Annotated in this window: 24 protein-coding genes, 1 tRNA gene and 1 pseudogene; 15 read left to right on the forward strand and 11 right to left on the reverse strand. The window is 31.8% G+C overall.

Annotated elements, in window-relative coordinates:
• Window positions 1-141: 141 nt before the first annotated feature.
• Both BK054_RS11665 and BK054_RS18460 read right to left on the reverse strand, forming a co-directional pair.
• The gene (locus BK054_RS11665; RefSeq protein ID WP_071307276.1) at window positions 142-840 is read right to left on the reverse strand and encodes a hypothetical protein; all 699 of its coding nucleotides are present in this window, start codon (window positions 838-840) and stop codon (window positions 142-144) included.
• Window positions 841-859: 19 nt separating this feature from the next.
• Window positions 860-1,051, reverse strand: a complete 192-nt coding sequence (locus BK054_RS18460; protein WP_198032303.1) for a hypothetical protein — start codon at window positions 1,049-1,051, stop codon at window positions 860-862.
• Between the two features lie 496 nt (window positions 1,052-1,547).
• Here BK054_RS18460 and tnpA point away from each other — a divergent pair, with 496 nt between their 5' ends.
• Genes tnpA through tnpC form a run of 3 tightly spaced genes read left to right on the forward strand, consistent with a single transcriptional unit; the run spans window position 1,548 to window position 3,797 of the window.
• Window positions 1,548-1,835, forward strand: a complete 288-nt coding sequence (tnpA, locus tag BK054_RS11675) for an IS66 family insertion sequence element accessory protein TnpA (RefSeq protein ID WP_006258245.1) — start codon at window positions 1,548-1,550, stop codon at window positions 1,833-1,835.
• Window positions 1,835-2,173, forward strand: coding sequence for an IS66 family insertion sequence element accessory protein TnpB (gene tnpB, locus BK054_RS11680; RefSeq protein ID WP_071307249.1), 339 nt, complete (start codon window positions 1,835-1,837; stop codon window positions 2,171-2,173). The genes tnpA and tnpB overlap by 1 nt, the downstream gene beginning before the upstream one ends.
• 49 nt (window positions 2,174-2,222) lie before the next feature.
• Window positions 2,223-3,797 carry an IS66 family transposase gene (tnpC, locus tag BK054_RS11685; protein WP_071307250.1) on the forward strand — a complete coding sequence of 525 codons (1,575 nt, stop codon included), beginning with the start codon at window positions 2,223-2,225 and terminating at the stop codon, window positions 3,795-3,797.
• 248 nt (window positions 3,798-4,045) lie between these two features.
• Here tnpC and BK054_RS11690 read toward each other — a convergent pair whose 3' ends face one another.
• Both BK054_RS11690 and BK054_RS11695 read right to left on the reverse strand, forming a co-directional pair.
• Complete coding sequence (locus BK054_RS11690; protein ID WP_071307278.1) at window positions 4,046-5,011, reverse strand: DUF5712 family protein; 966 nt, start codon at window positions 5,009-5,011, stop codon at window positions 4,046-4,048.
• Window positions 5,012-5,013: 2 nt separating this feature from the next.
• A complete protein-coding gene (locus tag BK054_RS11695) occupies window positions 5,014-5,562 on the reverse strand; it encodes a BfmA/BtgA family mobilization protein (protein WP_071307279.1) in 549 nt (182 codons plus the stop codon).
• Between the two features lie 392 nt (window positions 5,563-5,954).
• Here BK054_RS11695 and BK054_RS11700 point away from each other — a divergent pair, with 392 nt between their 5' ends.
• Both BK054_RS11700 and BK054_RS11705 read left to right on the forward strand, forming a co-directional pair.
• On the forward strand, window positions 5,955-7,658 hold the full coding sequence (locus BK054_RS11700) for a hypothetical protein (RefSeq protein WP_071307280.1): 1,704 nt from the start codon (window positions 5,955-5,957) through the stop codon (window positions 7,656-7,658).
• A 39-nt stretch (window positions 7,659-7,697) separates the two neighbouring features.
• The gene (locus tag BK054_RS11705; RefSeq protein ID WP_156860094.1) at window positions 7,698-8,267 is read left to right on the forward strand and encodes a hypothetical protein; all 570 of its coding nucleotides are present in this window, start codon (window positions 7,698-7,700) and stop codon (window positions 8,265-8,267) included.
• A 239-nt stretch (window positions 8,268-8,506) separates the two neighbouring features.
• Here the strand turns inward: BK054_RS11705 and BK054_RS11710 are convergent, their stop codons facing one another.
• On the reverse strand, window positions 8,507-8,914 hold the full coding sequence (locus tag BK054_RS11710; protein WP_071307282.1) for a helix-turn-helix domain-containing protein: 408 nt from the start codon (window positions 8,912-8,914) through the stop codon (window positions 8,507-8,509).
• 298 nt (window positions 8,915-9,212) lie between these two features.
• Here BK054_RS11710 and BK054_RS11715 point away from each other — a divergent pair, with 298 nt between their 5' ends.
• The gene (locus BK054_RS11715; protein ID WP_232234266.1) at window positions 9,213-10,424 is read left to right on the forward strand and encodes a hypothetical protein; all 1,212 of its coding nucleotides are present in this window, start codon (window positions 9,213-9,215) and stop codon (window positions 10,422-10,424) included.
• A gap of 140 nt (window positions 10,425-10,564) precedes the next feature.
• Entirely contained in the window at window positions 10,565-10,819 is a 255-nt protein-coding gene (locus tag BK054_RS11720; protein ID WP_063175430.1) for a DNA-binding protein, read from the forward strand.
• Between the two features lie 111 nt (window positions 10,820-10,930).
• Here the strand turns inward: BK054_RS11720 and BK054_RS11725 are convergent, their stop codons facing one another.
• Both BK054_RS11725 and BK054_RS11730 read right to left on the reverse strand, forming a co-directional pair.
• Entirely contained in the window at window positions 10,931-12,250 is a 1,320-nt protein-coding gene (locus tag BK054_RS11725; protein WP_071307283.1) for a site-specific integrase, read from the reverse strand.
• 273 nt (window positions 12,251-12,523) lie between these two features.
• A tRNA-Ser gene (locus BK054_RS11730) sits at window positions 12,524-12,608 on the reverse strand.
• A gap of 367 nt (window positions 12,609-12,975) precedes the next feature.
• Between BK054_RS11730 and BK054_RS11735 the strand changes: the two are divergent.
• From BK054_RS11735 to BK054_RS11765, 7 genes and pseudogenes are all read left to right on the forward strand, one after another.
• Window positions 12,976-13,956: pseudogene (locus BK054_RS11735) on the forward strand (IS30 family transposase).
• A gap of 15 nt (window positions 13,957-13,971) precedes the next feature.
• A complete protein-coding gene (locus BK054_RS11740; protein ID WP_071307284.1) occupies window positions 13,972-14,550 on the forward strand; it encodes a Crp/Fnr family transcriptional regulator in 579 nt (192 codons plus the stop codon).
• A 59-nt stretch (window positions 14,551-14,609) separates the two neighbouring features.
• A complete protein-coding gene (locus BK054_RS11745; protein ID WP_006259333.1) occupies window positions 14,610-15,035 on the forward strand; it encodes an acetyltransferase in 426 nt (141 codons plus the stop codon).
• 324 nt (window positions 15,036-15,359) lie between these two features.
• Window positions 15,360-15,536, forward strand: a complete 177-nt coding sequence (locus BK054_RS11750; RefSeq protein ID WP_006259332.1) for a histone H1 — start codon at window positions 15,360-15,362, stop codon at window positions 15,534-15,536.
• A 69-nt stretch (window positions 15,537-15,605) separates the two neighbouring features.
• Window positions 15,606-16,271: a metallophosphoesterase family protein gene (locus BK054_RS11755; RefSeq protein WP_071307285.1), complete on the forward strand. Its 666-nt coding sequence runs from the start codon at window positions 15,606-15,608 to the stop codon at window positions 16,269-16,271.
• 80 nt (window positions 16,272-16,351) lie between these two features.
• Window positions 16,352-17,758, forward strand: a complete 1,407-nt coding sequence (locus BK054_RS11760) for a PLP-dependent aminotransferase family protein (protein ID WP_071307286.1) — start codon at window positions 16,352-16,354, stop codon at window positions 17,756-17,758.
• 83 nt (window positions 17,759-17,841) lie between these two features.
• Window positions 17,842-18,357, forward strand: coding sequence for a hypothetical protein (locus tag BK054_RS11765; RefSeq protein ID WP_006259329.1), 516 nt, complete (start codon window positions 17,842-17,844; stop codon window positions 18,355-18,357).
• Between the two features lie 226 nt (window positions 18,358-18,583).
• Here BK054_RS11765 and BK054_RS11770 read toward each other — a convergent pair whose 3' ends face one another.
• The 3 genes from BK054_RS11770 to BK054_RS11780 are packed head-to-tail and all read right to left on the reverse strand — an operon-like array spanning window position 18,584 to window position 22,569.
• Window positions 18,584-20,170 carry an MFS transporter gene (locus BK054_RS11770; RefSeq protein WP_071307287.1) on the reverse strand — a complete coding sequence of 529 codons (1,587 nt, stop codon included), beginning with the start codon at window positions 20,168-20,170 and terminating at the stop codon, window positions 18,584-18,586.
• Window positions 20,167-21,225: an HlyD family secretion protein gene (locus BK054_RS11775; RefSeq protein ID WP_071307288.1), complete on the reverse strand. Its 1,059-nt coding sequence runs from the start codon at window positions 21,223-21,225 to the stop codon at window positions 20,167-20,169. The genes BK054_RS11770 and BK054_RS11775 overlap by 4 nt, the downstream gene beginning before the upstream one ends.
• Before the next feature lie 12 nt (window positions 21,226-21,237).
• Window positions 21,238-22,569 (reverse strand): TolC family protein, encoded by a 1,332-nt coding sequence (locus tag BK054_RS11780; protein WP_071307289.1) that lies wholly within the window; start codon window positions 22,567-22,569, stop codon window positions 21,238-21,240.
• Window positions 22,570-22,656: 87 nt separating this feature from the next.
• Here BK054_RS11780 and BK054_RS11785 point away from each other — a divergent pair, with 87 nt between their 5' ends.
• Window positions 22,657-23,460: a helix-turn-helix transcriptional regulator gene (locus BK054_RS11785; RefSeq protein WP_006259325.1), complete on the forward strand. Its 804-nt coding sequence runs from the start codon at window positions 22,657-22,659 to the stop codon at window positions 23,458-23,460.
• A 43-nt stretch (window positions 23,461-23,503) separates the two neighbouring features.
• Here BK054_RS11785 and BK054_RS11790 read toward each other — a convergent pair whose 3' ends face one another.
• Window positions 23,504-24,229 (reverse strand): SDR family oxidoreductase, encoded by a 726-nt coding sequence (locus BK054_RS11790; protein ID WP_006259324.1) that lies wholly within the window; start codon window positions 24,227-24,229, stop codon window positions 23,504-23,506.
• Window positions 24,230-24,340: the final 111 nt, after the last annotated feature.

Genomic DNA, 24,340 nt, shown 5'->3' on the forward strand with positions numbered 1-24,340 from the left:
ACATCTTTTATTGTTATTATAAGGCTAAAGGAATTTCAGAAAACTAAAAAGATAAGATGACCTACTAGATTGGTTATCCAATATTTTGATAGCTTTTACTTTAGTGTTTCCTTTTATAGAAAGGCTAAGCCGCATTATAATCTATTTATTTGAAAGGTTATTTCTTTTCTTAATAAAATCCAATATTTCTGAAGAAGCCTTGTCCTGCAGTTTTTCCTCTCTAACGATTACATTTTCTAGTATTTTTAGAGACTCTTTTAATTTACAATCATATATAGTATTCAGCTTTTCAATATATATTTCTTTAAACTCTGTTGTTAGTTCGGCTACTTCAATTCTTTTTTCTATTAATCTAAATGATCTAATAATTAATAATATCTGCTTCGTTTGATAAAATGAACCAAGAGTATATTTAAAACTAACCATTGAATAGTTAGTATCTAAAGATTGAATAAATCTATGAAATGCTTGTAGTCCATAGTAATTAAAGTCACTTTTTACTGTACCTTTAGTTTCTGTATAACTAAAATAAAATGTAGATATTTCACTATCTAATTGATTCATTAATAACAAGATTAAATCACTTTCATTTTTTACACGTTGGTTAGCATTAGACTCTACTTGCTTATAAAGTGTTACAAATAGTAAAACAGACGAAATTATTCCAATTATTGGGGCTGTTATTCCACCAATTGTACTACCAATATTACTAGTTTCATCACTTGATAGTGTAAAGGATTTTATCATAACTGGTTGTGTAAATAAAAATACTGCCAAGAAAGAAAACAAAATCATACCTAATAATATAAGTATAGAAATATTATTAATTTTTATTTTCATATAAATTACTATTTAAACATTATCTCCATTTTAAAAAATTCATCCAATCATGATTAATTCTCATAATATATTCTTGTTCACCAATATAATCATTTAAAATTCGCTCTGAAAATCCCCATCCACCTTCATTCTTTGCTTTTATTAAAACATCTACTAAAGGATAAAATGAACGTTTATATCCACCAACTTTATAGTATTTATTTTCGAACATAAGTGTTTCCTTGGTGTCACAAATTATTAAAGTTCCTTTACATTGACTAAATCTTCTAGCACATTCTATTCGGCTAGTAAAACTTGCTATTTTACCATCTTTGCCAACACTTTGACAAGACCGAAATAGGATTGGTCTTGTAGTTGGTAAATAATTTTTTAAAACAATTTCCCAAACATCAAAAAAGGCTTTTCGTTTTTCACTACCATCTGTTAGAATCCAATTAGAAATAAAAATTCTAGTTTCATCTCTAATTTTTGCATTCCCCTCTAAAATTTGGATAAGATTAAGTGCTATTTCATTTTTTTTGAGATTGTGTCAATCTGTATGAAAATTTGTCTGTCATTATCAAAATAGAATTAATAAAATTACTTGTATAAAAAGGCTTTAATTTTTGAATTAAAGCCTTTTTATACTATTTAAACGTATCCGCCCGAGCAAGTGCATGTTTCATAATATAATGTAAGGAAGTAAGTTTGCTTTAAATAATAAAGAGATGAGCAAACAAGAAATTATGTACTCTCATGTAGAGGATTGGCAAGCAAGTGGATTAACACAATCAAAGTATTGTGAAAGTGTTGGAATTAAGCTGGCGACATTTAGTTATTGGGTAGTAAAGTTTAAGAGTGAAACAGAGCAAGAAGGCTCAAGTAACTTTATAGCAATAGGTGAAACATCTAAAACCGACAGTAAAGAATACGAAATCGTGTATCCTAATGGAGTGAAGTTACGTTTAGAAACGAAAGACTTGGGTGAACTCTATTCATTAGTAAACCTTGTGTAATGTTTAGTCTGAGTAGTAGCCATCAATTCTACTTGTATAAATCAGCTTGTGATATGCGCAAGAGTTTCGATAGTCTATGTGGTCTTGTTCAAAACGAGCTTAATCAAGTCGCTCATAATGGAAGTGTCTACGTCTTTATCAATCGTCGATGTAATCAGATGAAACTCTTACACTGGGAAACAGGTGGTTTTGTGTTATATCACAAGCGATTAGAACAAGGTACTTTTGCTTTTCCTATTCATAATCGGACTCAAATCAGTTGGAGTGATTTGGTACTTATGATTGAAGGAATACAAGTGATAAAAAGTAGTCAAAAAAGGCGGTTTTCCATGAGATAAAACAGCCTTAATCCTTGTATAAATAAGGCTTTTGACGTATATTTACTTCATGGAAATAGACTTAGAAAACTTATCGAAACAAGAACTTTTGGCACTTTTAACCAAAGCCCAAAAGACTATTTCCAAACAAGAAAAAGTAAATACTAAGTTAGAGAAGAAAACTACTAGCTTAGAAGAAAAGACCTCTAAACTAGAAGAAAAAAATACAGAACTGGAATATCGTGTAAAGCTACTTGAGCGCATGAAGTTCGGTCAAAGCCGAGAACGTTTTGAGGATCCCAATCAAACTCAATTACCTTTAGATGTTGAACAAGCAGTCTTAGAGGAACAAGAAGAAGTAATCAAACAAGAGATTACCTACTCTCGTGAGAAAAAGAAACATCCAGGACGAGCTAAACTACCAGATCATTTACCCGTAGAAGAAATAGAAATACATCCTGAGGGAGATTTATCTGATATGATTTGCATTGGTAAAGAAACTACAGATGTGTTAGATTATGTTCCAGGTTACTTTAAAATCAAGCGTTACATCCGATATAAATACGCTACTAAAGGTAAAGACAACACTCAAATTAGTATTGGTGAGCTTCCTGAGCGAATTATAGATAAAGGAATCCCTTCAGAGGGATTATTATCCACAATACTTGTAGATAAATATGTTGACCACCTTCCTCTTTATAGACAAAAGCAACGCTTTTCCAGAGAAAACATCGATATAGCTTCTTCTACAATAGATGGTTGGGCGGCTCAAAGCATGGATGCTTTAAAGCCACTATACCAAAAGCTGGTGATGGACATCAAAAACGAAGGTTATCTCCAAGTTGATGAAACCACCATCAAAGTCTTAGATGAGAAAAAGAAAGACAAAACTCATCTTGGCTACTATTGGGTGTATCACGCACCTATATCCAAGCTTGTAATGTTTAATTACAGTCCTACTCGTAGCGGTAGTGCTGCACTGCCTATATTAAAAAACTTCAAAGGATATCTGCAAACTGATGGATTTAGCGGCTACCAAGCCTATGGAAATAAGTCAGATGTTACACATCTTGCTTGTTGGGCACATGCTCGACGTGAATTTGAAAAAGCTTTAGATAACGATAGAAAAAGGGCCCAGCATGTACTAGTAGAAATACAGAAGTTATATGCTATAGAGAGAAAAGCTAAAGAACAAGACTTAGCTCCTGACCAAATCAAAGAACTTCGTCTAGATGAAAGTTTACCAATCATCAACAAGCTTGGTAAATATATGATTGCTCAGATGAATCTTACCTTACCTCAAAGTAGAATAGGTAAAGCTTTTGTGTACTCTCAAAAAAGATGGAGTAATCTAAGTGATTACTTACACAATGGAAACTTGCAGATAGACAATAATCTTGTTGAAAATGTAATCAGACCTGTAGCAATTGGTCGTAAAAACTATCTCTTTGCCGGTTCTCATGATGCAGCACAAAGAGCAGCTATGGCCTATACGTTTTTTGCTAACTGCAAAAAGCATGACATTAATCCATATAAATGGCTAAAGTATGTTCTTGAAAATATTCAATCCATCAACCACAAGAATATCGCTGACTTATATCCTCATAATTACAAGAAAATTATCCTGGATAATGTAGAAGAATAATTAGATCTCACAAGATGTACTTGCTCGGGTGCATACATTTAAACAAAAATATTTAAACTTTTTTAATCCTATTACGGAAATCCGTAAACCCCTCAATATTTTTAGTCTATCTACTATTTAAACATAAAAATCACCTTCTGAGAGTAGTTTAGAATTCTTCGCAGGTGTAGGACTCTCCATTATATTTTGTTCATACTACAGTTTGAATAGAGTAAATTCTTCATTGGATTTATTTATTTTATACACATTTAGTTAATATTTAAACCTCTGTTTTTTCTCAATTTCTTCTTTTTAGAAAATTGTATATTCTCATTGTACTCATTATTTTCAGTAGTTAACAAACTTGTAAGTAATCCAGTACCTTTGGAATCAAATATTTCAATAATGTTGTCTAAATCTAATGAAAAATCCAATGAAATATTTTCTATAAGCTTAAAGTATTCTTCTTCAGTAGGTTTGTTTAGTTTATCTTCAATCTGCTCCAAGATGTTCAATACCTTTTTTTCTTCAACACTTCCTTTATCCATAGTTACAGAATACACAAGCTTCTCTTTAAGTCCTCTTTGATAATCAAACATCTGATCAAAAAGTTTTTCGCTATTTTCTTTAAAAGCAAGATTTTCAAACTGACCAAATTTAGCAGAATGTGTTATGTTTTTACCCTTTGAATTATTCTTAGGACTTAGCTTTATCTTATTGGTAATATCTTTTCGACTAACTATAATCTGTAAGTGCATTTGTTCACCTTCTTTAATATCACCAATATTCACCTCTCCTTTTTTTACTTTTTTATCCGTATTAGAATAATACCTAAAGTGTTCAAACTTTCCAAACCAAAGTAGATCTTTACTACTTGTAATACTATCTTTTTTAAAGTTAAGTGCATAAGCATCCATAACAGCAGTGGCATATTCTTTTAGTTTCTGTTGTAATAATTCCTTTCCATACTTTTCTTTTAAAAAGAGAATTTCCTTCTCACTTGGACTAATATTTACTAAAAAGAACTTATCATCTGTTTTACTAAGCTTAGCTACGTTGTTATCAAGTTTAACTCTTACTTCTTGATGTGGTACATCGTATCTGTCATTTGTAAACCAAAGCTCTTTCTCTGCGTTATCATTCTTTAGTTTGTTTTCTTTCTCTAAGTATTCAACAAGTCTTGCAGAGCTCCCTTTGTTATTTCCTGTTTCTGAATTAGTAATATTTATAAACATAGCTACATATTATTTAAAGATTGTCTTACATGTTCTATTAGCTGTTCTTTCTTTGCATTAGCTGTTGTCCAACCCATTTCTTCACGTGAATGGATGTAATACTCTAAAAGCTCTCTAAACTGCTCTTTGAGCTCATCTTTTTGCTTTTGATGATTTACTAGTACTCTTATTCCACCTATTATACTTTTTGTGTACTTTAATAGGGCAATACTTACCTCGCTTTCTCTAGCTAAATGAGTATCAATATTACTAAGCTTATCATTACTTTGAGCCATAGCAACCTTTAAAAATCCTACATCAGTATAACTTGGCAATAGAAAATCTTTCTCTTGTTGTTTTATAAAAGAGATTATCCGGCTGATTCCTAAGGATAATTCCTTTTTTAAAACTTCATCTCCAAAGTCTGATGGGTCTTTTTTACTTCTATAGAAGTAATCCACCATCTGAGTAAATAACTCTTTCTTGCTTCGCTTAAATCCTAAAGCGAGTTTTTCAAGCTTTTCATTAACTGGTTTTGAAAAGCGAATACTACTTGTATCTAGCTGTTTCATACTTATCTTTTTTAGTTTATTAATCTTAAAAAAGAGTATACCCTTAAGTATACCCAAATCACATCTTTATAAGGGCTGAAAGCCCAAGAGTATACCTTAAGTATACTCAAACCCTTTGCAACGCCAGTAAAAAGGCAAGTGACTAGGGCTCTGCCCAAGTCCCGCTTGCTTTTTTCAAAACCATAGATTTCCGTAAAAGAAAAGAGTAGTGATATACTACTCTTTTAATATCTCTTTAAGCAAAGTAAATCAATGTGACTGAGAATATTGTAAGACATAATTAGCCAAATAGAGTCATTAAAAATAATGAGGAATAATTAATCCTTTGTAAGAATATATTATCCAATAAAATCCGAACAACTTGCAAGTGAATAACTTAAAAAAATCACATTATGACTAGTATTAAAAATCACATTTCAAGTTTAAGCATTCCTAGTGCCTTAATAGAAAATTTACAGAAAATAACTATTGATGAAAATTATGCTTTTTACTTTATTTTCTACTCCGAATCAAACTTACTTGCATTACCAACAATAACAATTGCAGGGAGAGGTGATGTATTTAAAGAATTAACAAATCAAGATTGGGTAACTCAAAGTATTGACTTATATAATGTTATTATCAATCTTTTTGAGATAGATGCTCTCATTGAGTACCAACTGAATTCTCAAAAAATGTATAGTTATCTAAATTGTCAACTCGATCAATTGGTTTTCCAAGCTGAAGAGGATTATGGTGGATATTTAGGACTGCATTTTATGAAAAAAACTGGAAAAGCCTATCTAAAAAAAACAAGGAAATGGCTTGAAAACAGAAGTAAAAATCATCTTAATAAACTTGATGAGTATATTGTTAGAATAGAAGATAGAGATAGTAACTATGTTACAATAGTCAATGCGCTTAAACAATTATTAAAAGAAGTCCTCATAGATTTTACAACTATATTTTTTCCTCCTTTTTTAATGCAAATACCTTCTGAAGAGGAAGTATTGAATTTTATATTAAAACATTCTAAATCAGTATCTAAGTGCAATTGGTCTCAGATAGATACTGTAAGGGAATATAGGTTGCAGAAATCTAACCCTCCCATACAGCATCTTTTGTATATTTTTAATTTCGACAAACAAGAAGAAAACAATAAATATGAAATCACTCTATTAATTGATATTATGCGAGTATTTATAAGTTTATTTTCAACCACTCTTCTATATCAATATACAGAAGAGTATAAAAAGAGAACTAAACAATTAAAAATTCACAATATAAGAGAAGAGGCTAAAGCTAGTGTAGAATCATGGGAAGAAACGTTAGAGAATCAGGTAAAAGCAACTCTTAAAACTTTTTATACACCTAAGTCTGTATTTCTTCTTTCAAAGAGACACTTTAATATTCCGCTAACTGAATTAAACTATGAAAGAGGAATCCACTTATTTATAGTCGTATTAACTCAAAAAAGAACTTATCAGGACATTAGGCAGTTTTGTAAGGCAATTACTAAGCAAACTAGTGGGCAAGTTAAAGTTACGGCTATACTTCAAAAAGCAAGTGATTGGACAAGAAATATTCCTATGTTCTTTGAGTTTTATAAAAAATATTTTACTAACCAAAACTTATTTTATGGCAATTCAATTTATATAAGCCATGATAAGGACGAAGATATTATAACTGATAATAAAAACAAATTTATTCAAGAATGCTTAGAATCACTTAATCAAGCTTATTTGAATATTAAAGAAAATAATAACGCAATATTCTGTGAAGCACAAGCAATGCTTTATCATTTTGTTATACAACAATCACTTGTATTACTTATTTATAGAAAGCTTGAATTTATTCCGAGTATTATTGATGTAAACTATCTATATGATTTAATTCAATGGTGTTATCCCTCTGTTTATAAAAACATAAATGATTTACCTGTAGTAAAAAAAATTCTATTTAATAAGGACTGTTTTGTAAAATATTACCCTAAACCAAATGATTTTATAGCTGATTGTACATTAGAGGATATTAAGGAATTGAACTCATTTTGTGATATGATATACTCACTTACAAAAGAAGAGGTAAAAGATAGTTCGCTTTTAATTGAGCTCTAATAGCATAAGTGAATGTTTAATTCTTTTAAAGTTATACCTATGAAAAAAACAACTATCTCTTTAGAAGTACATCTATGGTATGTACAAGACCTTAAAGTTCCATATAACCTACTTAAGGCTATTTTTTCCTATACTAATCCATCTGAGTTAAGAACAGACTTTAATGAGTTAATGTGTTATGTAAATAGCTTAACTATATGTATGAGTAGAACCCCTGCAAAATCTTTAGAAGTATATAGTTTTCTTCGTTCGATTATTCGGGTGAGTTATAAAATGTATTGTAAGCCCAAAAAGTATCATGTACAATTACCTCTAACACCTTTAGATAAGACTAGTTTCCATCTTTTTATAGGCAATTTACTATACAATGAATACTTAGACCCTTATCTGACATTTAAAAATGTATTTGAAAAGCAATCTTATAAGAAATTAGAGAGCGATCTATATCAGATTATACAGTATGCAATAGGTAGTTTTTCAGATAATCTACCGCCAAAAAGCGTGAGTACAACTTTTATAAATATAAATAAACTACTTGATGCTTGTTGGTTAATTCATAAACGAGGTTATCTTAGAGATTCTAAGGAGTTATTATCCACAACGAAATGACGTTTGAATCATCGAGATGTGTCTTTGTCCTTACAAATTGAAAATTTTCCAGTATCAAAGACCACTCGTTTTTCTCCCGAAGGTCGCAAAATGGGTAAAGAGAAAAGAGTATTAATTACCAGAATACAAGAAGCAAAAAAGCTAGAATACATAAGATATTGTACTCTAGCTTTTCTGTATAGATACAAAAAAGACTAACCATAGGTTAAGCTTTGTATAGTATATTTTTAGATTTTAGTCTATTTACTTTGAATCAATTTCTCTAAACGAGCCATCATTTCATCTTTCTCCTTAAGCATACGCTTATACAAGGCAATCTTTTCTTCATGAAGCTTTACAATCTCTTCCATTGGATTTATGTTGAAAATTGCTCCCGAATTACCAATATATGCTTCTTCATTAAATGTATTAGAAATAATATTAATCGCTTGCTCTTCATCAAAATTTTCAATTGCTTCAACTGGTATTTTAAGCACCTTTGATATTTGCTGTAGCAGTGAATTATCAATTACTTCTTTCTGTTCAAGTAAAGATATCTTCTTTTGATTCCAATCATCTCCTAAATCAAAAGCAAGAACCTCTTGTTTGATTCCAAGCATTTCTCTAAAACGCTTTACATTTCTTCCTTGATGTATTTTATGTTCCATAATTAGTAGCTGAGTTTAATAAGGGCTCAAAGATAAAGCCAATGATTTAAAAAGATTGAATTGTAAAGTTATTAAAAATAAATAGAATTCTAAATTATCTAAAATAGAGTGCAAATGCAAAGGATATAATATCCTTTTACAGAATTTTTTATTCCTTAGGATTTGAACAAATTTGAACACAATTACAATAAAGCTCTATTAAAGAACATACTCTCAAATTGTCTACAAAGAGAGATGGTCTATCACTTTTTAAACTAAGGAGACTTAAATATATAATTTGAACTAAAAAACAAAAATTATGAAAGATATTTACATGTGCCCACCTGACGACAAATTAGAAATTCCTGAGTTTTTACTCAGTGGAGGTATACTCGAAGCCTTGAGTTCCTACACTTTAGAATCTTTTCGAGAACTATTAAAAGAATTAGAACGCTTTGATGAGTCAGTCACTAGCAAAAAAAAGCGAAAGCAAATTTGTGAACGACAAATCCCTTTTGTACTAGATATTAAAATGATGATTATGGGATGTCATTTTTTTATTCACCAGAAAAAACAGCTCAAATATTGGGATGATTGGATCGATACTCCATGGGTTAAAAATCCATATCGCTGTGTGCTTGAATATCGCTCTAGAGAGGATATGAAAATTAATCATCATCTTGCTCATTTTGAGGATTCTTATACTTTACTTAGCATCAAAGAAGTGCAGAACTTTCAAAAAACATTTAAACGTTTTTTCAAACCAATGGACTTATCACTTTGGATAAAAATGCTAGATCATTGGAAAGAAGCTTTGGAGAGAGATCAGGACATTACCGATGTTATGGGACCTCCTCCTTATAAAGTATATGATGCTATATTGAAATTATTTGAAGCTAGCTACTTAGCAATAAGTTGGGCTGATTACAGTTATTTACCTCCCAATAATCATCTATGGCAACACTATTTAGGCAGTCCATGTGAAGGTTACCAAGCCAGTAATCCTTTTGAGAATATCATTCTTATCTTCAATACAATGGGATATTATGAAATTCAAGAAACTATTAAAGTGATGTATTCTAACTCAAAAAAAGAAGATACTTTCCTTATACAAAACATTACTAATTTTCGATTTACCTTAAAGTGGTTTCTACAAACAGGATGGGTACTACTACAAACTGATTATTATCCAGCCAACTGGCTTAATCCTGATATTCTAAACTACATTAACTGTCCATTTTCCATAGAGGAACTACGTATTTGGAAACCTATATATCTAAGTGCAGCAGAAAGTGAAAACCTAAATCTAACTCTTTCTATACTCTATCACAATATTGATATTAGGGAATTTATATACGAGGTAGAAGATCGACTAATCCAATATATTGTTGATAAACAAGCTATAGAAACAACTGATTCCGATTTGAATACTGAAACTACCTTGCTTAAAATTTTAGATGTTATAACCTTATTAGCTACTAATTTTTGCAAGAGTAAAATAAAAGAGGGATTGAATTGTAAAGAATTATAGAATGTATTTTATCGAAAAAATTAATTCTTACAAGATCTTAAACTAGGCAAGATAAAGCCAAATAGACTCTAAAACTGCCAAAAATCAAGTTACATCTGTTTTGATCTTAGTTTAGATGTTTAACCTTAAAGATAATTATCATGGAAAATCAAATCACAAAAGAAGATTTAAGACTGTTTGCTCAAACAATCATTGGAGAGCTAAAAGAACTATTAGCTAAACAGAGTAAAGAGTGTTCACCCGAATGGGTAAAGGCTAAAGTGGCAAGGCAACTACTAAGTATCTCGCCAGCTTCACTACAAACTCTTCGAATCAGTGGTAAATTGCAGTATCGAAAAATACTAGGCTCGTATTACTACAACAGAAAAGAGATAGAGAACCTATTTAATAAGTAGAAGTTAACTTCTACTTATTAAATAGGTTGAAAATTGACTCCCTTAAATTCCTTACTTGCAGATACAACAGTTGAATTGTTAGAAAGTGTAGAGAATTTAAGGGAGTTTTTATTATCCATTTAACTGATTAATAAAATTAGTTAGTTGGGTTAATTTATCAGGGTTTAGCTTTTTTAAACTCTCTAATAAATCGGTGTAATTATCAGTTTGTTTATTTGCTTTTCCCTGAAGCTTATCTTTTAATATCTGCATTTCAGTTTTGATAGACTCTTCTTCTGTTAGAGCGTATTCCTCTGTTTGTTTAACAGAGTGATGACCTAACATTTCTTTGACTACGTGAATAGGTACGCCATTGCCAAGAGTTACAGTACTACCAAAAGTTCTTCTTGCCTTATGTGTATTTAGTTCGCTTATCTCACACAGTGAGGCAATCTCTTTTAAATACTCATTCATCTTTTGATTAGAGCGAACAGGAAGTACTAAATCTTTATAAGTACAATCAGGATGATCTTTATACTTTTCCATTATCTGTATAGCTTTAGGAAGTAAGGGGATGGTAATATTCGCATCTGTCTTTTGTCTGTTAGTTCTTATCCAAAAATTACCTTCTTCATCTTTTGTAATATCGCTTTTCTTAAGCTTAAACACATCGATATAGGCAAGACCAGTATAACATTGAAAAACAAATACATCTCTTACAGTTGCTAATCGCTCGTTAATAAACTCTTTGTTTTCTAAAATAGATAGCTCTTGTTTGCTTAGTGGTTTCTTATTGAGCTTAGTCTTTTTAGGTTTGTATTGTACAAATGGATTAGAAGAGATTATTCCTTTAGCAACAGCTCTTAGAACAATCTTCTTAAAGTTTGAGATATACTTAATAGCTGTGTTATTAGAACATGCTCTAACGGTCTTTAAATAGTGCTCATAGCCAATTACAAACTCATAGTTGAGTTCTCTAAACTCTATATCTTCTTTACCATATACATAACGGATATATTCAGCTACGTGTGATCTAGCTGTTACGTATCTTTCATGGGTTCCAATGGCGTACTCTTTAGGTACAAGTTTAAAGACTTCATCATTGTGCTTTTGAAACTCTTCTAAAACTTTAACCTTACTAGCTCCTTTACCTTGGATATAATCCATAAGCACAGAAGCAGTAATAGGTTCTTCATTACTTAAAAGTTCTAACTTGTACTTAGTAATCTTTGATACGATTGTATCTAAGAGGTAGTTTAGCGTTTTAGCATCTTCTTTAGCGCCATTGGCACGACCTGCTTTTTGGTTCCATCTATTGATATCCCATTTATGACTTAAAGAAGTCTCTTTGCGAATACCATCTACTGTGATTCTAAGATAAACACCTCTTAAATCACTTTTCTCTCTATTGGGTTTAAGAAAGAAATTAATTGATAACTGTTTTTCTAACATAATTCAACTGTTTTTAAATATTAATAAATGTCGAATTAAAACGTTCCAAAATCACAGTTTAAAACTCTCTGGCGCCATTTGGCGTAAGGGGTCACTAAGTTTGAAGGTGCGCATCACTAAAATATTTTTCTGTGCACCGAATCAAGTGTATTTTTGGGCGCACTTTTTTAAAAAATGGAATACCCTTAAAAAAGAAAAAACCTATAACTCGTTGTGAATCATAGGTTTTGTGCTTTTTTGATAACTTTTAAAAAGTTGTCTTTTATAAATCAGCGGAGAAAGAGGGATTCGAACCCCCGGACCTGTTACAGTCAACGGTTTTCAAGACCGCCGCATTCGACCACTCTGCCATTTCTCCAGAGGTCTACATTACTTCCGTATTGCGAGTGCAAATATACTGCAAAGTCTTATGTTTGCAAGAGATTTTGAATAAAAAAGAACATCTTTTTTATATTGTTTTTATAACTTGTTTAAAATGAGTTGGTAATAATTATTTAAAAAGCTGATTTTTTTGTACAAACCTGTATGAATAGGCTTTTTTATTTCTACCTCCTTGACTTTTCTAAGTGTTTTTATATATTTATCAAGTTAATAAGTCTTAGATTCAACTAATAAATGCAACAGCATTTAAAAAACGGCGGAGAACATTTGCTCCATGGAGCAAATGTTCTCCGCCGTTGGCGAAAAAAAACATCTACTTTTGAGGTTCCTACACACCCAAAAAGATGTCACATTTAACGTTAGAACAAAGATATAAAATAGAAGCATATAAAAAGGCAGGTAAATCACTTACTGAAATTGCTTGTTATATAGGCAAAGACAAGTCTGTTGTTAGCAGAGAGCTTAAGCGCAATTCAGACGAAAGAAATGGTGTTTATAAAGCTAATCTTGGACAAAGAAAGACAGCTCAACGACACAAATAAAAACGCAAGAGAATACGCTTAACTGAAAACGTAAAAACAACTATTATAGACTATCTTAATCAAGATTATAGTCCAGAACAAATAGTAGGTAGAAGTAAACTTGAAGCAAAAGAAATGGTCTCTGTTGAATGTATTTATCAATTCATTTGGCAGAACAAAAAACAAGGAGGAAAGCTTTATAAGCATCTTAGAACTAAAGGTAAAAAATATAGAAAAAGAGGTGCATGCAAAGACAGTAGAGGCTTGATAAGTAATAGAGTAGATATTGAAAAAAGACCTAGTATAGTTGATGATAAATATAGAATAGGTGATCTTGAAATAGATTTAGTAATAGGGAAAAATCATCGTGGAGCACTGCTTACTATAAACGATAGAGCTACAGGGGTTTTATGGATGGGAAAGATAGAATCAAAGGAAGCTCACGTTGTAGAAGCTAAAATTATAGAACTCTTAAAAGACTTCAAACCGTTACTTCATACTATGACTTCTGATAACGGAAAAGAGTTTGCAAACCATCAAAATATAGCTAACACTCTAGAGCTTGATTACTACTTCGCAAAGCCTTATCACAGTTGGGAAAGAGGAGCTAATGAAAATTTAAATGGATTAGTAAGACAATATTTCCCTAAAATGACTAATTTCGATTTAATTACACAAGCAGCAATTGACAAGGCTGTAAATATTTTAAACAACAGACCAAGAAAGAGATTTGGTTTTAAATCGCCTAACGAAATTTTTACAGAAAAATTAAACCTAATGGTTACTGTTGCATTTAATACTTGAATCCACCAGTAAAATATGCTTTTAGAAAAGTTATTAAAAGAGTTTGAAGTCGAATTGTCTGTATTTACTTCTTCACAATATGCTTTGTTTGATGAATACTTCGAACGAATTTCTATTTCTAAGAATGAGTACCTAATAAAAGAAGGAGAGGTAGAACAGTATAGTTATTTTATTTATGAAGGAGTATTTAGATGTTGGACTATTGATCCTAAAGGTGTAGAACAAACATTTTGGTTTTGTAAAGAAGGAACTTTTTCTATGTCGAATATTTCTTTTTCACTTCAAGAGCGAGCGGACTTTTCTGTACAAGCTGTTATGGACGCAGTAGTATATAGAATTAATAAAGAGCAAATAAGCGATTTATACGCTTCTATTTCTGGATTAGAGGTAATGTTTGGAAAATTAACAGCAAGGCTTTTAAATCGTCTCCTACAGCGTAATATAGATCTAATCAAGTATTCTTCAGAAGAATACTATTTGAGAATGCAAGAAGAATATGGATTGACATTTAATTATATCCCCTTAAAAGATATAGCTTCTTATTTGGGAATTACTCCACAAGGGCTGAGTAGAATTCGCAAGCGAATTTTTTAACCCAGGTTCAGTAGATTGTCTCTCAAAGCTTAGAAATTTGCTCTATTAAATTTAAAATTATGATTAGAAAAGTAAAGAGTCAAGAATATCCAGTGTTAGTAGAGATATGGGAAAGTGCAGTAATACATACTCATGATTTTTTAGCAAGAGAAGACTTCGAGTATTTTAAAAAGACCATACCTAGTTATTTTGAATTTGTAGAGTTGTATGTTCATCTTAACCAAGAGGGAAGAATGACTGGCTTTATCGGTGTTGCTGATGGAAACTTAGAAATGTTGTTCATACACAATGATTTTCGTGGACAAGGAATAGGTAAATTGTTATTAAATTATGCTAAAGATAGACTTCATATTACTAAAGTAGATGTAAATGAACAAAATCAACAAGCAGTTGGATTTTATTTACACATGGGGTTCAAATCAGTAAACAGGTCTGAGACAGACGGACAAGGAAAGCCTTATCCTATCTTACATTTAAGCTTGTAATTATTCCTACGAGTAATGGAAAATGACGGTTTTTTGTATAGAAACAGGATGTTTTAAGGACTAAATCTATAGGAACTGATCTGTTTTGAGTAATATCTGTTCACTTTTTTAGCGAAATGTAGTAATGACGGTACATTCGATGCGTTTAGCTTTGGTGTGTTGAAAGTGAGTGGATTAGGTAATATTTACCGTTTGAAATACAATAATGTAATAATATCAAGTGCTAAAAGAGAGAGGTAAAGTGGTAAAAAAGTCAGTAAATACTGTGTATATGTGAGATTATATTCTATTTTTGTAATACATATTTAAAATGTAAAAATTACCATGAAAGAATTAATCGAAAAAATCAACGCTGAGTTTGAAGCGTTCCAACAAGATTCAGCTTTACAATTAGAAAACGGAAATAAAGCTGCAGGTACAAGAGCACGTAAAGCTTCTTTATCTATTGAAAAACTTTTAAAAGAGTTTAGAAAAGCTTCTCTAGATGCTTCAAAACAATAATAATAAAAACTCCTACTTTACTAAGTAGGAGTTTTTTTATTCTTTAAGTTTGTGTTTTATAAAAAGAGCATGAACTATTTTATCATTGGTGATATACACGGTTGTTATCACACGTTTTGTTCTCTTCTAGAGCAGTGGGATTCTTCTAATGAGCATTTAATATTAGTAGGAGATTTAATAGATAGGGGCAATTATAGTTGGTTAGTCGTAGAGAAGTGTTTAGCCTTATTAAGTGATACAACATTATCAGTAACTGTTCTTAAGGGAAACCATGAAGCTGAACTTATTCAGTATATCAAGGATGGACGTCATGAAATATGGACATCTCAGTGTGGTTTAGCCACCTTAGAAGACTTTCAAAGGCATCATGTAGATTTGCAAAACCTTTTACCACACTTAGAAAAATTACCACTTAAGTTTGAGACTTCTTCGTTTATTGTCACACATGCAGGAGTATGTGAGACGATTAATCCTTATGATGAGTCTAATTGGGATGGGGTGTTATGGACTCGTAAGCCACTTGTCAATCTTCATAAACTACAGGTTCACGGACATACTCCTTTAAAACAAAACCATCCTCAGTATACTTTAGATAGCCACTCATATAATATAGATACAGGAGCTTATTATGGTTATGGGTTAACTGGTATTAAGTTAGATCAAGTAGCTACTGTTATTGAGATTATAAATATACCTACAGATAGGCGTGATATAGCATCAGAGAATAATGAATAATTGTATCTTTGATAGAGAGTAGTTTTAATTCTACTTACAATATTGCGTGAAGTCATGAAGAATCTCTACGTACTGATTATATGAGAATGAAGGAATATAAGTATAGTATTTTTACGGATAAAATAGAAGAGGGAATAAATAAAGGATTATTAAAGCCTGGAGATAAATTACCTTCTGTTCGTGCTATAAAAAAAGAATACAACTTAAGTATAAGTTCTGTTCAGAGTGGTTATGATTACCTTGTATTTAAGGGGTTGGTCACTAGTGTGCCTCGCTCTGGGTATATTGTATCTGATCGTCTTGCGGAACAAAATTTAGAAGTAGAATTACCTATTATCCCTCGCGATGCAGTTTTTAGAAAGAAAATACATCTTATAACGAATCCAATAAGTGATACTAGTCAGACAATACTGAATGAAGCGAGTCCATCTGACCTCTTTATTCCTCAAAAATTAGTTCTCAAAACAATGCAAGAGGTAATAAGAGAAAAAGGAGCTTCTTTACTTCGTTACTATCCTAATAATGGGGCAGAAGAGCTAAGAGACTTGTTAGTGAAGAGAGCTGGACTTCATGGAGCTTCCATATCATCAGATGAACTTTTGGTGACTGATGGAGCATTACAAGCACTATATATTGCTTTAAGCTCTATTACTTCACCTAGTGATATTATAGCAGTGGAGAGCCCATGTATCTTCTCTATTTTAGAAGTTATTGCTAGTCTGAAGCTAAAGACAATAGAAATACCTGTTCGTGCATATGATGGTTTTGATACAGATTATTTAAGAAAAGTATGTGCGACTAATAATATAAAAGCGATTGTACTAACTCCTAACTTTCATAACCCTACAGGAATATTAATGACGGAGGAGAGCAAAAAAGCGGTTTATGAAACTGCTCTATATCACAATGTACCCATTATAGAAAATGATGTTTTTGGCTGTCTTTATTTTAAGGGAAGTAGACCAAGTAATATTCGTAACTATGATGAAGCAGGATTGGTAATGACATATTCGTCTTTTTCTAAATCGTTAGCACCAGGTATTAGGTTAGGATGGTTAGCAGCAGGACAGTTTTTTTCTGAAGCAGAGCGCTTGAAGTTCGCTCTAGGGCGTTCGGTATCTCCTATAAATCAAGAGGTAATGATAAAGCTTCTTCAATCTTCAGCTTATGATAAGCACCTTAGAGTTTTTCGTCAGCAATTAGAACGTCAAGCATTACAGTTGGTGAAGCAATTAATTCATAGTTTTTCTGATTCTATTCATGTTCAACTTCCACAAGGAGGGTATTGTACATGGGTTCAATTACCTGCGCATATAGATATGAACTTTTTCTATAAGCGATGTACAGAAGAAGGAGTGCAGTTTACACCAGGAGAGACTTTCTCCTTTACAGATGTATATGATAATTGTTTTAGAGCAGTATTCTCTAAACAACTTACTTTACACAATCTAGAAGCCATAAGAAGAGTCGGAGAGTCTATATTATAGCGATGTACCGATGCTTTTTTAGAATACTGTATCGAAACAAATGGGATAGAAAAGGGTATGTTTGTAAATAAACATGAAATAATATGGATGTAATATCAAAATTCACAATAGGAACTGAAGAGGGGCTTGGTATTCTTTTTCAATTAAGAGAAGCTCAAATAAGAGAAATGTATGCGGATACAGTGGAAATAGAGCAATTAAATCAATATATAACTCAACAATTAAATCATAAAGAAGCTGTATTAGAATTGAATAATCTAAGTACACAAATGCTAACAGTGTTTAAGAAAGAAGTACCTGTAGGGTTTGTAATGATTAAACAAGTAATGCAACCAGAAGTATTAAAGGATAAAAAAGTTATTAATCTTGAACCTTTTTATATCAATTCTGAGTATAATGAGGAAGAAGTAAGAGAGTCTTTATGGCAAAAGAGTTTATCCTTAACTCGTAATTATGATGCTATATGGATAGAGGTGTTACAGAATAACCCTTTAGTTCCCTTCTTAAAAGAGTGGGGCTTTGAGGTTAATCAAGAGTCTGTGATAGAACCTTTTAATAAGCCTTCTTATATCATGATAAGATGGAAACCTAGTGAATAAGTTCTTTTGATAAAGAGTATATTTTATAAGTTAATTTTGATTATGGCTGTGAACAATTTGTTTATGGCCATTTTTATTTCTTTTTTTGAAAGCTAAGATGTTTAAAATTAAGGCGATTATAAAGGCTTTTCTATAAAAGGTATCCTTTTTAGTTAATAAAAAGAGCCAAGTTTTCTCTAGAGAGAACTTGGCTCGCGGTATAAAAAGCTTAGAAAAAGGAAAAGTATTAATAAGGTATAAAGTCCTTACTTAGCTTACTAAGAATCTTCTTCGTAGGGGAAGATAACATGACGATTAGGATGATAAATATTAGTCCCCAAATAACCCAAGTATAGTAGTCTTGTGAAGCTCTAGTTATAATCTGTGTATTGATATGATTATTATAAATTTTAGTGGCTAGTTGAGCTCCTGTGGTATAATCTTTTCCATCTAATGTGACATGCTGTTGTATGTTTTTAAGTGTTTCATTGTTTAATGGATTAGTGGATGCTATATATTCAGATGCTCTATTATAGTGTATACTTTTATTAAATAATTGAAAGTAATTGGTAATTCCTATAGTTACAGAAAAGCTTAAAAACCTAAAGCTAATTCCTAAGAATGAAACAGCATTAGATATAGCTGGTGGTATAGAGGCAGCTGCATAAATTATTAAGGGAATGTGTAAAGCTGCAATAGCAAATCCTTGAATAAAAAAGGGCACGATAAAGCTTTCTTTAGTACCTGTGTTTGAGAATAAGAAATAGACTTGGATGTGATATATTAACAAAGTTCCAAAACCAAGTAATACAATGTATTTAATCGCAACATCATTTAATAATAATCTGGACACAATTAGTAACCCTGCTATAGTTCCTAAGGTATTACTGATATAAATACTAGTCAGATGAATAGAAGATACACCTAATGTCTGTAAATAGGAGTAAGCAAAACCTGTCGTTCCTTTAAAAAAGTAATAGATCATAATCAAGAGAATCCCTAAACAGAAATCTTTATATCTAAAAACAGCTAGATTAATAAAAGGTCTTTTAAGACTGAGTTGTCTCAAGATGAATAAGATTAACCCTACAACTGTTGTACTAGTTAAAAGTCTAATTCTACTGTGTTCCAAATAGTTTAATTGTTGTCCATACACGAATATATAGCCGATAGAACAGATAATAATCGTAAAGTAAATATAACTAATCCAATCTACTTGATATAGAGGGAGTTTTTCTCTAATGTGTACATTATTAGTAATAGTGAGTAATAGAACAGCTCCCGGTATCTGCAAGATAATCAGTAAGTAAAACATAATATTAAATGAATAGTACTGAAGTATGTAGCTACATACTATTCCACATATCGGAACAGAAACTAATAAGGTACCATAGAATATAGTGTATCCTATCACTCGGGCTCTAGCAGAATTAAGTCTTGGAAAGATAAGATTAAGACAGATGCTACAGAATAAAGCACATACAGCTCCTTGTATAAAACGACAGATAAAGAATATAGTCAAGTCTCTAGTCATAGCACAGATGATATAAGTAATCGTATTAAAGACAATACCTAGTAAGAGGTATTGTCTTAAGGAAAAATACTTGACTAATCGATCATCAAGTGGTAAGAAACAAACTAAAGCACCATACATTAATATTACAGAATACTGGACGTCAGAAGCTTCGATACCATAATAACTCATCGTCTCTAACGTATTGCTATAATAAAAAGCAAATACTGCTAAAGCAGGAAAGAGTATTAAGAAAATAGTGATACGAATAAGGTAATCTGGTACCCACTCTTTAAAAGTTGGTAGTTTTATGTTTCTCATGGTTTATCTATATATACATTGGCATTCATCCCAGCTGATAAGTTGCTAATCTTAGCTACATTATCTTTTAGTTTGATTCTTACAGGGATACGTTGAATTATTTTGACAAAGTTCCCCGTAGCGTTATCAGGAGGTAGTAAAGAATATCTAGATCCAGTAGCTGGTGAGATAGATTCTATCTCTCCTATAAATTCCATATCAGGAAAAGCATCTATTGTTATTTTAGCAGATTGCCCTATTTTAAACTTGCCAATTTGTGTTTCTTTAAAGTTTGCTATGATCCATTTACCTCTTTCTTCATTGACGATATAAGAGATCGTTTGACCAGATTGTATTAATTGTCCTTCTTGTATAATCTTCTTACCTATTCGACCAGTATAAGGTGCTGTGATAATAGTATACCCTAAGTTGAGGTTGCTTTTATCTAAAGTAGCTTCACTCAACTTTATATTAGATATAGCTGCAAGTTTCTGAGCTTTTACATCTTCTATTTTAGACAATGCAGCTTGATAAGCTTGTTGAGCAGCTTGGTATTCTGATACTGCTATATCTAGAGCTGTTTTGATATTGTCAAATTGCTGTTGAGTAGTTGATTCTTCTTCAAGTAGATTTTTAAATCGTTTAAACTCTTGTTGCTGTCTAGTGAGCTTTGCTTTAGCTACTTCTATCTGAACTTTTGCTACTTGTGCATTAGTATGTAGTGTATTGATGTTTGCATCCAATATGTCGATTTGAGATTGCGCACTTTGTAGAGAGGCTTTTGCTTCTTGTTGAATAGCTTTATAGTCTCTGTTGTCAATTGTGATTAGTGTATCTCCAGCTTTCACTAATTGATTTTCTTCAAAGTGTATTGTTTTGATATAACCACCTACTTTGCTATTTATAGGGTTTACATATTGTTCTACTTGAGCATCATTAGTTGATTCATATCTTAAAAATTCTATTCCCAAAATCATCCCATAGACTGCTAACCCTGCGATAGCCACTAGCGCTATTATTTGAGTTATTTTAAGAATGATACGGTCTGTTTTTGTTATTTTATTATTTGTACTCATAGTTGTTTTTACTTATAAATTACCGATTACCTTTTGTATTTGATAATATTCTATTTTAGCATTTATCTCTGCTGTAGTGAGATCGAATTGAGCTTGTAACAGTTGTGTTTCTGCATCTAATAAGTCTGTCAATAAAGACTGTTGATTAAAGTAGCTATTTCTAATAATGCGCAATGTTTCTTTAGTTTGCTTGATGTTCTTTTCAGCAACAGAGATTCTTTGTAACGTTTCTGTATATTTTATATAAGAAGCTCTAAGCTCATTTTTTAACTGATCTACTTTTTGTTCTCTTTCTACTTTTTGCTTTGAGATAAAGGACTGCTGGCTTATTTTCTGATGCTTGGTGTGATATAAGTTAGAGATAGGAATATTGAGTTTAAGACCTATCTGTCCCATACCGTATAAGGCATCAGCATAAGGATATGCTTTACTCTGTGGATAGTTAAAACTGTAATCAGCGAATAAACTTACCTTAGGAAGTATTTTTGCTTGGAGTTGTTTTAAATCCAATTCACTTCGTTGAATGTCATTATCTGCTATTTGCAGTTCATAAGCGTTTTGTAATGCTTTTTCTAAATAAGATTCATAAGATGATTCTAAGTTAATTTCTTCCTTTAAATCCTTATACAATGGTGTTAGAGGGGCTAGTTCATCACGACCCATTAGCAAATTAAGTTGCTGTTGGATAATCAGAATGTTGTTTTCTATTTCTGTCAATAGCATTTGATGATTAGATAAGGTCACCTCAGAACGCAACACATCACTTTTAAGAATAGTACCATTCTTGTATAGACTGTTAATCTCAGCAAGTTGTTTGTTGTCTTGTTTTATCTCTTTTTCGACAAGATCTTTATAATGTGTATGGCGTATTAGTGTATAAAAGAGTTTTGTACTTTCTAGTTTGACTTCAGCTAACGAGAGTTGGAGTAGTGAATGAATAGAGGCTAGAGCTACTTCTTGTATTTTAATCTCTCTGTTTTTGCTCAGTCCATTGTACAGTATTACATCTGTCGCTAACATCGAACTATAGTTGGTTGAGTTGATCCTAACTGTTGTAGGCTTGTTTAGAAAACCATATTCATATAGGGGCATATCTGATAGTCTACTATAACTACCTTGTAAGTTTATAGTAGGAAGTTGGCTTGCTTTTGTATTTTTAATATTTTCTTGTTGCGCTTTTTCATTTAGTTGTATTGCTTTTATTTTTTTATGATTCTCTTGCGTAAGTTCCCATATTCTGTCTAAATCAAAAGTGTTTTTATCATCCGTAATAGATTGGGGTAGTGCTTTTTGACCTATTATGAGCAAAAAGACTATTAGGTATAAAAAGTTGTTCTGTTTCATGTATTCTATTTATTTACTGCAAAACTAGATTAGAATGATTCTAAGTGTTTTATATAACTAGCCAATATTTTACTTATTTTAGCCATTATGGAAATGTTATTACAAACAGAAAAGGAAATAGATCAATACAAGGATAGTATCTATATCATGCGAGAGCAATTAGAACATAGGTTTCCTCCTCATAAGCACAACAAGAGTCAGATACTTCTGGTATCTGGTGGGATCGCTTATTTAAAGACAAAAGAAAGAGAGTATTATATACCAGCTCAGCATTATGTATGGATACCTAAAGGTATGATACACAATGTCAAGTCTAATACTACGGATGTCGTGATTCTAAATATCTATTTCTATGAAGAAGATACTGATGTAGAGCATCGCTTTATGGAACGTTTAGGTATTTACCCAGTGAGTAATTTGATGTATGAGATGTTGATTTATGCTAGGCAGTGGAAGGGAATTATCCTACCTGATACTTGGGCTTATGAGTTTCTATCTACGATGAAGCACTACATTATGCAGCATCCAGGTAAGTCATTTTCTATTCAATTGCCTACAACAGAAGAACCTAAAATGTTGTTGATCACAGAGTATATGCAAAAGAATTTAGGTGAAGCATTAACGCTAAATGGAATAGCTGAGTTATTTGGCTATAGTGTGAGGACGTTGACAAGGTTATTTAAAACTCATTTAGATATTTCGTTTTTGCAATATTTAAAGATGGTAAGAATGATTAAGGCTATGGAGCTTCTGATGAGTACAGATAAGAATGTGAGTGAAGTAGCCTTCGATGTTGGCTATTCTAGTATTGCTGCTTTTAGCAATACTTTTCAGCAATTGTTTAATGTCAGACCAAGTGATTTCCAGATTTCAATGCACAATATAAAGTAAAAAATAAACGCTTATAGTTTATAGCTATAAGCGTTCTGTTATTTTAAGCATTTTGTTTTGTATCTGAGATGATCAGTTCTCGTAATAATACACTCTGAGGTAAGTCGTAAGCAAATTTGATAGTACGCGCTACATCAATAGCTTGAATACGGTTTGCTCCAGATGATTTCATCCACTCTTTATAGCCCTCTTTAATATCTTCACTAGTTGTGTGGCTTAAGAGCTCTGTTGCTACTGCTCCAGGCTCAACAGAAATAATACGCACATTATAAGGACTAAGTTCTAGACGAGCAGTTTGTGTTACTCCTCTTACAGCATATTTACTAGCACAGTAGGCAGCGTGATTATGAAAGGGTAATACACCAGCTATTGAGGATACATTGATAATAGTCCCTGTTTGTCTATCCTTCATATCTCCCATTACAGCTTGCATACCGTTCATGACACCTAATACATTGATATCAAGCATTTGTTTCCATTCTTGAGGATCCTGAGTAGCTAAATCACCTAATAGCATTACACCTGCGTTATTAATTAATAAGTCAGTCTTGCCATATATTGCCTCAGCTTCACGAATTGCCTTTTCGAAAGCATCTTTATCAGCTACATCTACACTTTTGCATAGTGTATTAGGTAGATTTAGAGCCTCCATCTTTTCTAATCTTCTTGCTAACAGTAAAAGTGGATGTCCACTTTGAGCAAACTCTTTCGCTAGTTCCATACCGAATCCTGAGCTAGCGCCTGTGATTACTACTAATTTCTTTTCCATTGTCAATGAATTGTTTTTATGCAATTTACTGACAATATTGGTTTTTACCTGTAATGTAGCAGCTTTTTTTTTGATATATTTATCTAGTTATAAGGCGTGTACGATGTAGTA

The organism is Myroides sp. ZB35 (genome assembly GCF_001865835.1).
Lineage (GTDB): Bacteria > Bacteroidota > Bacteroidia > Flavobacteriales > Flavobacteriaceae > Flavobacterium > Flavobacterium odoratimimum.

Coding starts and splice junctions, on each gene's coding strand:
- BK054_RS11665 (WP_071307276.1), bottom strand. CDS start 840: ATGAAAATAAAAATTAATAATATTTCTATACTTATATTATTAGGTATG.
- BK054_RS18460 (WP_198032303.1), bottom strand. CDS start 1,051: ATGTTCGAAAATAAATACTATAAAGTTGGTGGATATAAACGTTCATTT.
- tnpA (WP_006258245.1), top strand. CDS start 1,548: ATGAGCAAACAAGAAATTATGTACTCTCATGTAGAGGATTGGCAAGCA.
- tnpB (WP_071307249.1), top strand. CDS start 1,835: ATGTTTAGTCTGAGTAGTAGCCATCAATTCTACTTGTATAAATCAGCT.
- tnpC (WP_071307250.1), top strand. CDS start 2,223: ATGGAAATAGACTTAGAAAACTTATCGAAACAAGAACTTTTGGCACTT.
- BK054_RS11690 (WP_071307278.1), bottom strand. CDS start 5,011: ATGTTTATAAATATTACTAATTCAGAAACAGGAAATAACAAAGGGAGC.
- BK054_RS11695 (WP_071307279.1), bottom strand. CDS start 5,562: ATGAAACAGCTAGATACAAGTAGTATTCGCTTTTCAAAACCAGTTAAT.
- BK054_RS11700 (WP_071307280.1), top strand. CDS start 5,955: ATGACTAGTATTAAAAATCACATTTCAAGTTTAAGCATTCCTAGTGCC.
- BK054_RS11705 (WP_156860094.1), top strand. CDS start 7,698: ATGAAAAAAACAACTATCTCTTTAGAAGTACATCTATGGTATGTACAA.
- BK054_RS11710 (WP_071307282.1), bottom strand. CDS start 8,914: ATGGAACATAAAATACATCAAGGAAGAAATGTAAAGCGTTTTAGAGAA.
- BK054_RS11715 (WP_232234266.1), top strand. CDS start 9,213: ATGAAAGATATTTACATGTGCCCACCTGACGACAAATTAGAAATTCCT.
- BK054_RS11720 (WP_063175430.1), top strand. CDS start 10,565: ATGGAAAATCAAATCACAAAAGAAGATTTAAGACTGTTTGCTCAAACA.
- BK054_RS11725 (WP_071307283.1), bottom strand. CDS start 12,250: ATGTTAGAAAAACAGTTATCAATTAATTTCTTTCTTAAACCCAATAGA.
- BK054_RS11740 (WP_071307284.1), top strand. CDS start 13,972: ATGCTTTTAGAAAAGTTATTAAAAGAGTTTGAAGTCGAATTGTCTGTA.
- BK054_RS11745 (WP_006259333.1), top strand. CDS start 14,610: ATGATTAGAAAAGTAAAGAGTCAAGAATATCCAGTGTTAGTAGAGATA.
- BK054_RS11750 (WP_006259332.1), top strand. CDS start 15,360: ATGAAAGAATTAATCGAAAAAATCAACGCTGAGTTTGAAGCGTTCCAA.
- BK054_RS11755 (WP_071307285.1), top strand. CDS start 15,606: ATGAACTATTTTATCATTGGTGATATACACGGTTGTTATCACACGTTT.
- BK054_RS11760 (WP_071307286.1), top strand. CDS start 16,352: ATGAGAATGAAGGAATATAAGTATAGTATTTTTACGGATAAAATAGAA.
- BK054_RS11765 (WP_006259329.1), top strand. CDS start 17,842: ATGGATGTAATATCAAAATTCACAATAGGAACTGAAGAGGGGCTTGGT.
- BK054_RS11770 (WP_071307287.1), bottom strand. CDS start 20,170: ATGAGAAACATAAAACTACCAACTTTTAAAGAGTGGGTACCAGATTAC.
- BK054_RS11775 (WP_071307288.1), bottom strand. CDS start 21,225: ATGAGTACAAATAATAAAATAACAAAAACAGACCGTATCATTCTTAAA.
- BK054_RS11780 (WP_071307289.1), bottom strand. CDS start 22,569: ATGAAACAGAACAACTTTTTATACCTAATAGTCTTTTTGCTCATAATA.
- BK054_RS11785 (WP_006259325.1), top strand. CDS start 22,657: ATGGAAATGTTATTACAAACAGAAAAGGAAATAGATCAATACAAGGAT.
- BK054_RS11790 (WP_006259324.1), bottom strand. CDS start 24,229: ATGGAAAAGAAATTAGTAGTAATCACAGGCGCTAGCTCAGGATTCGGT.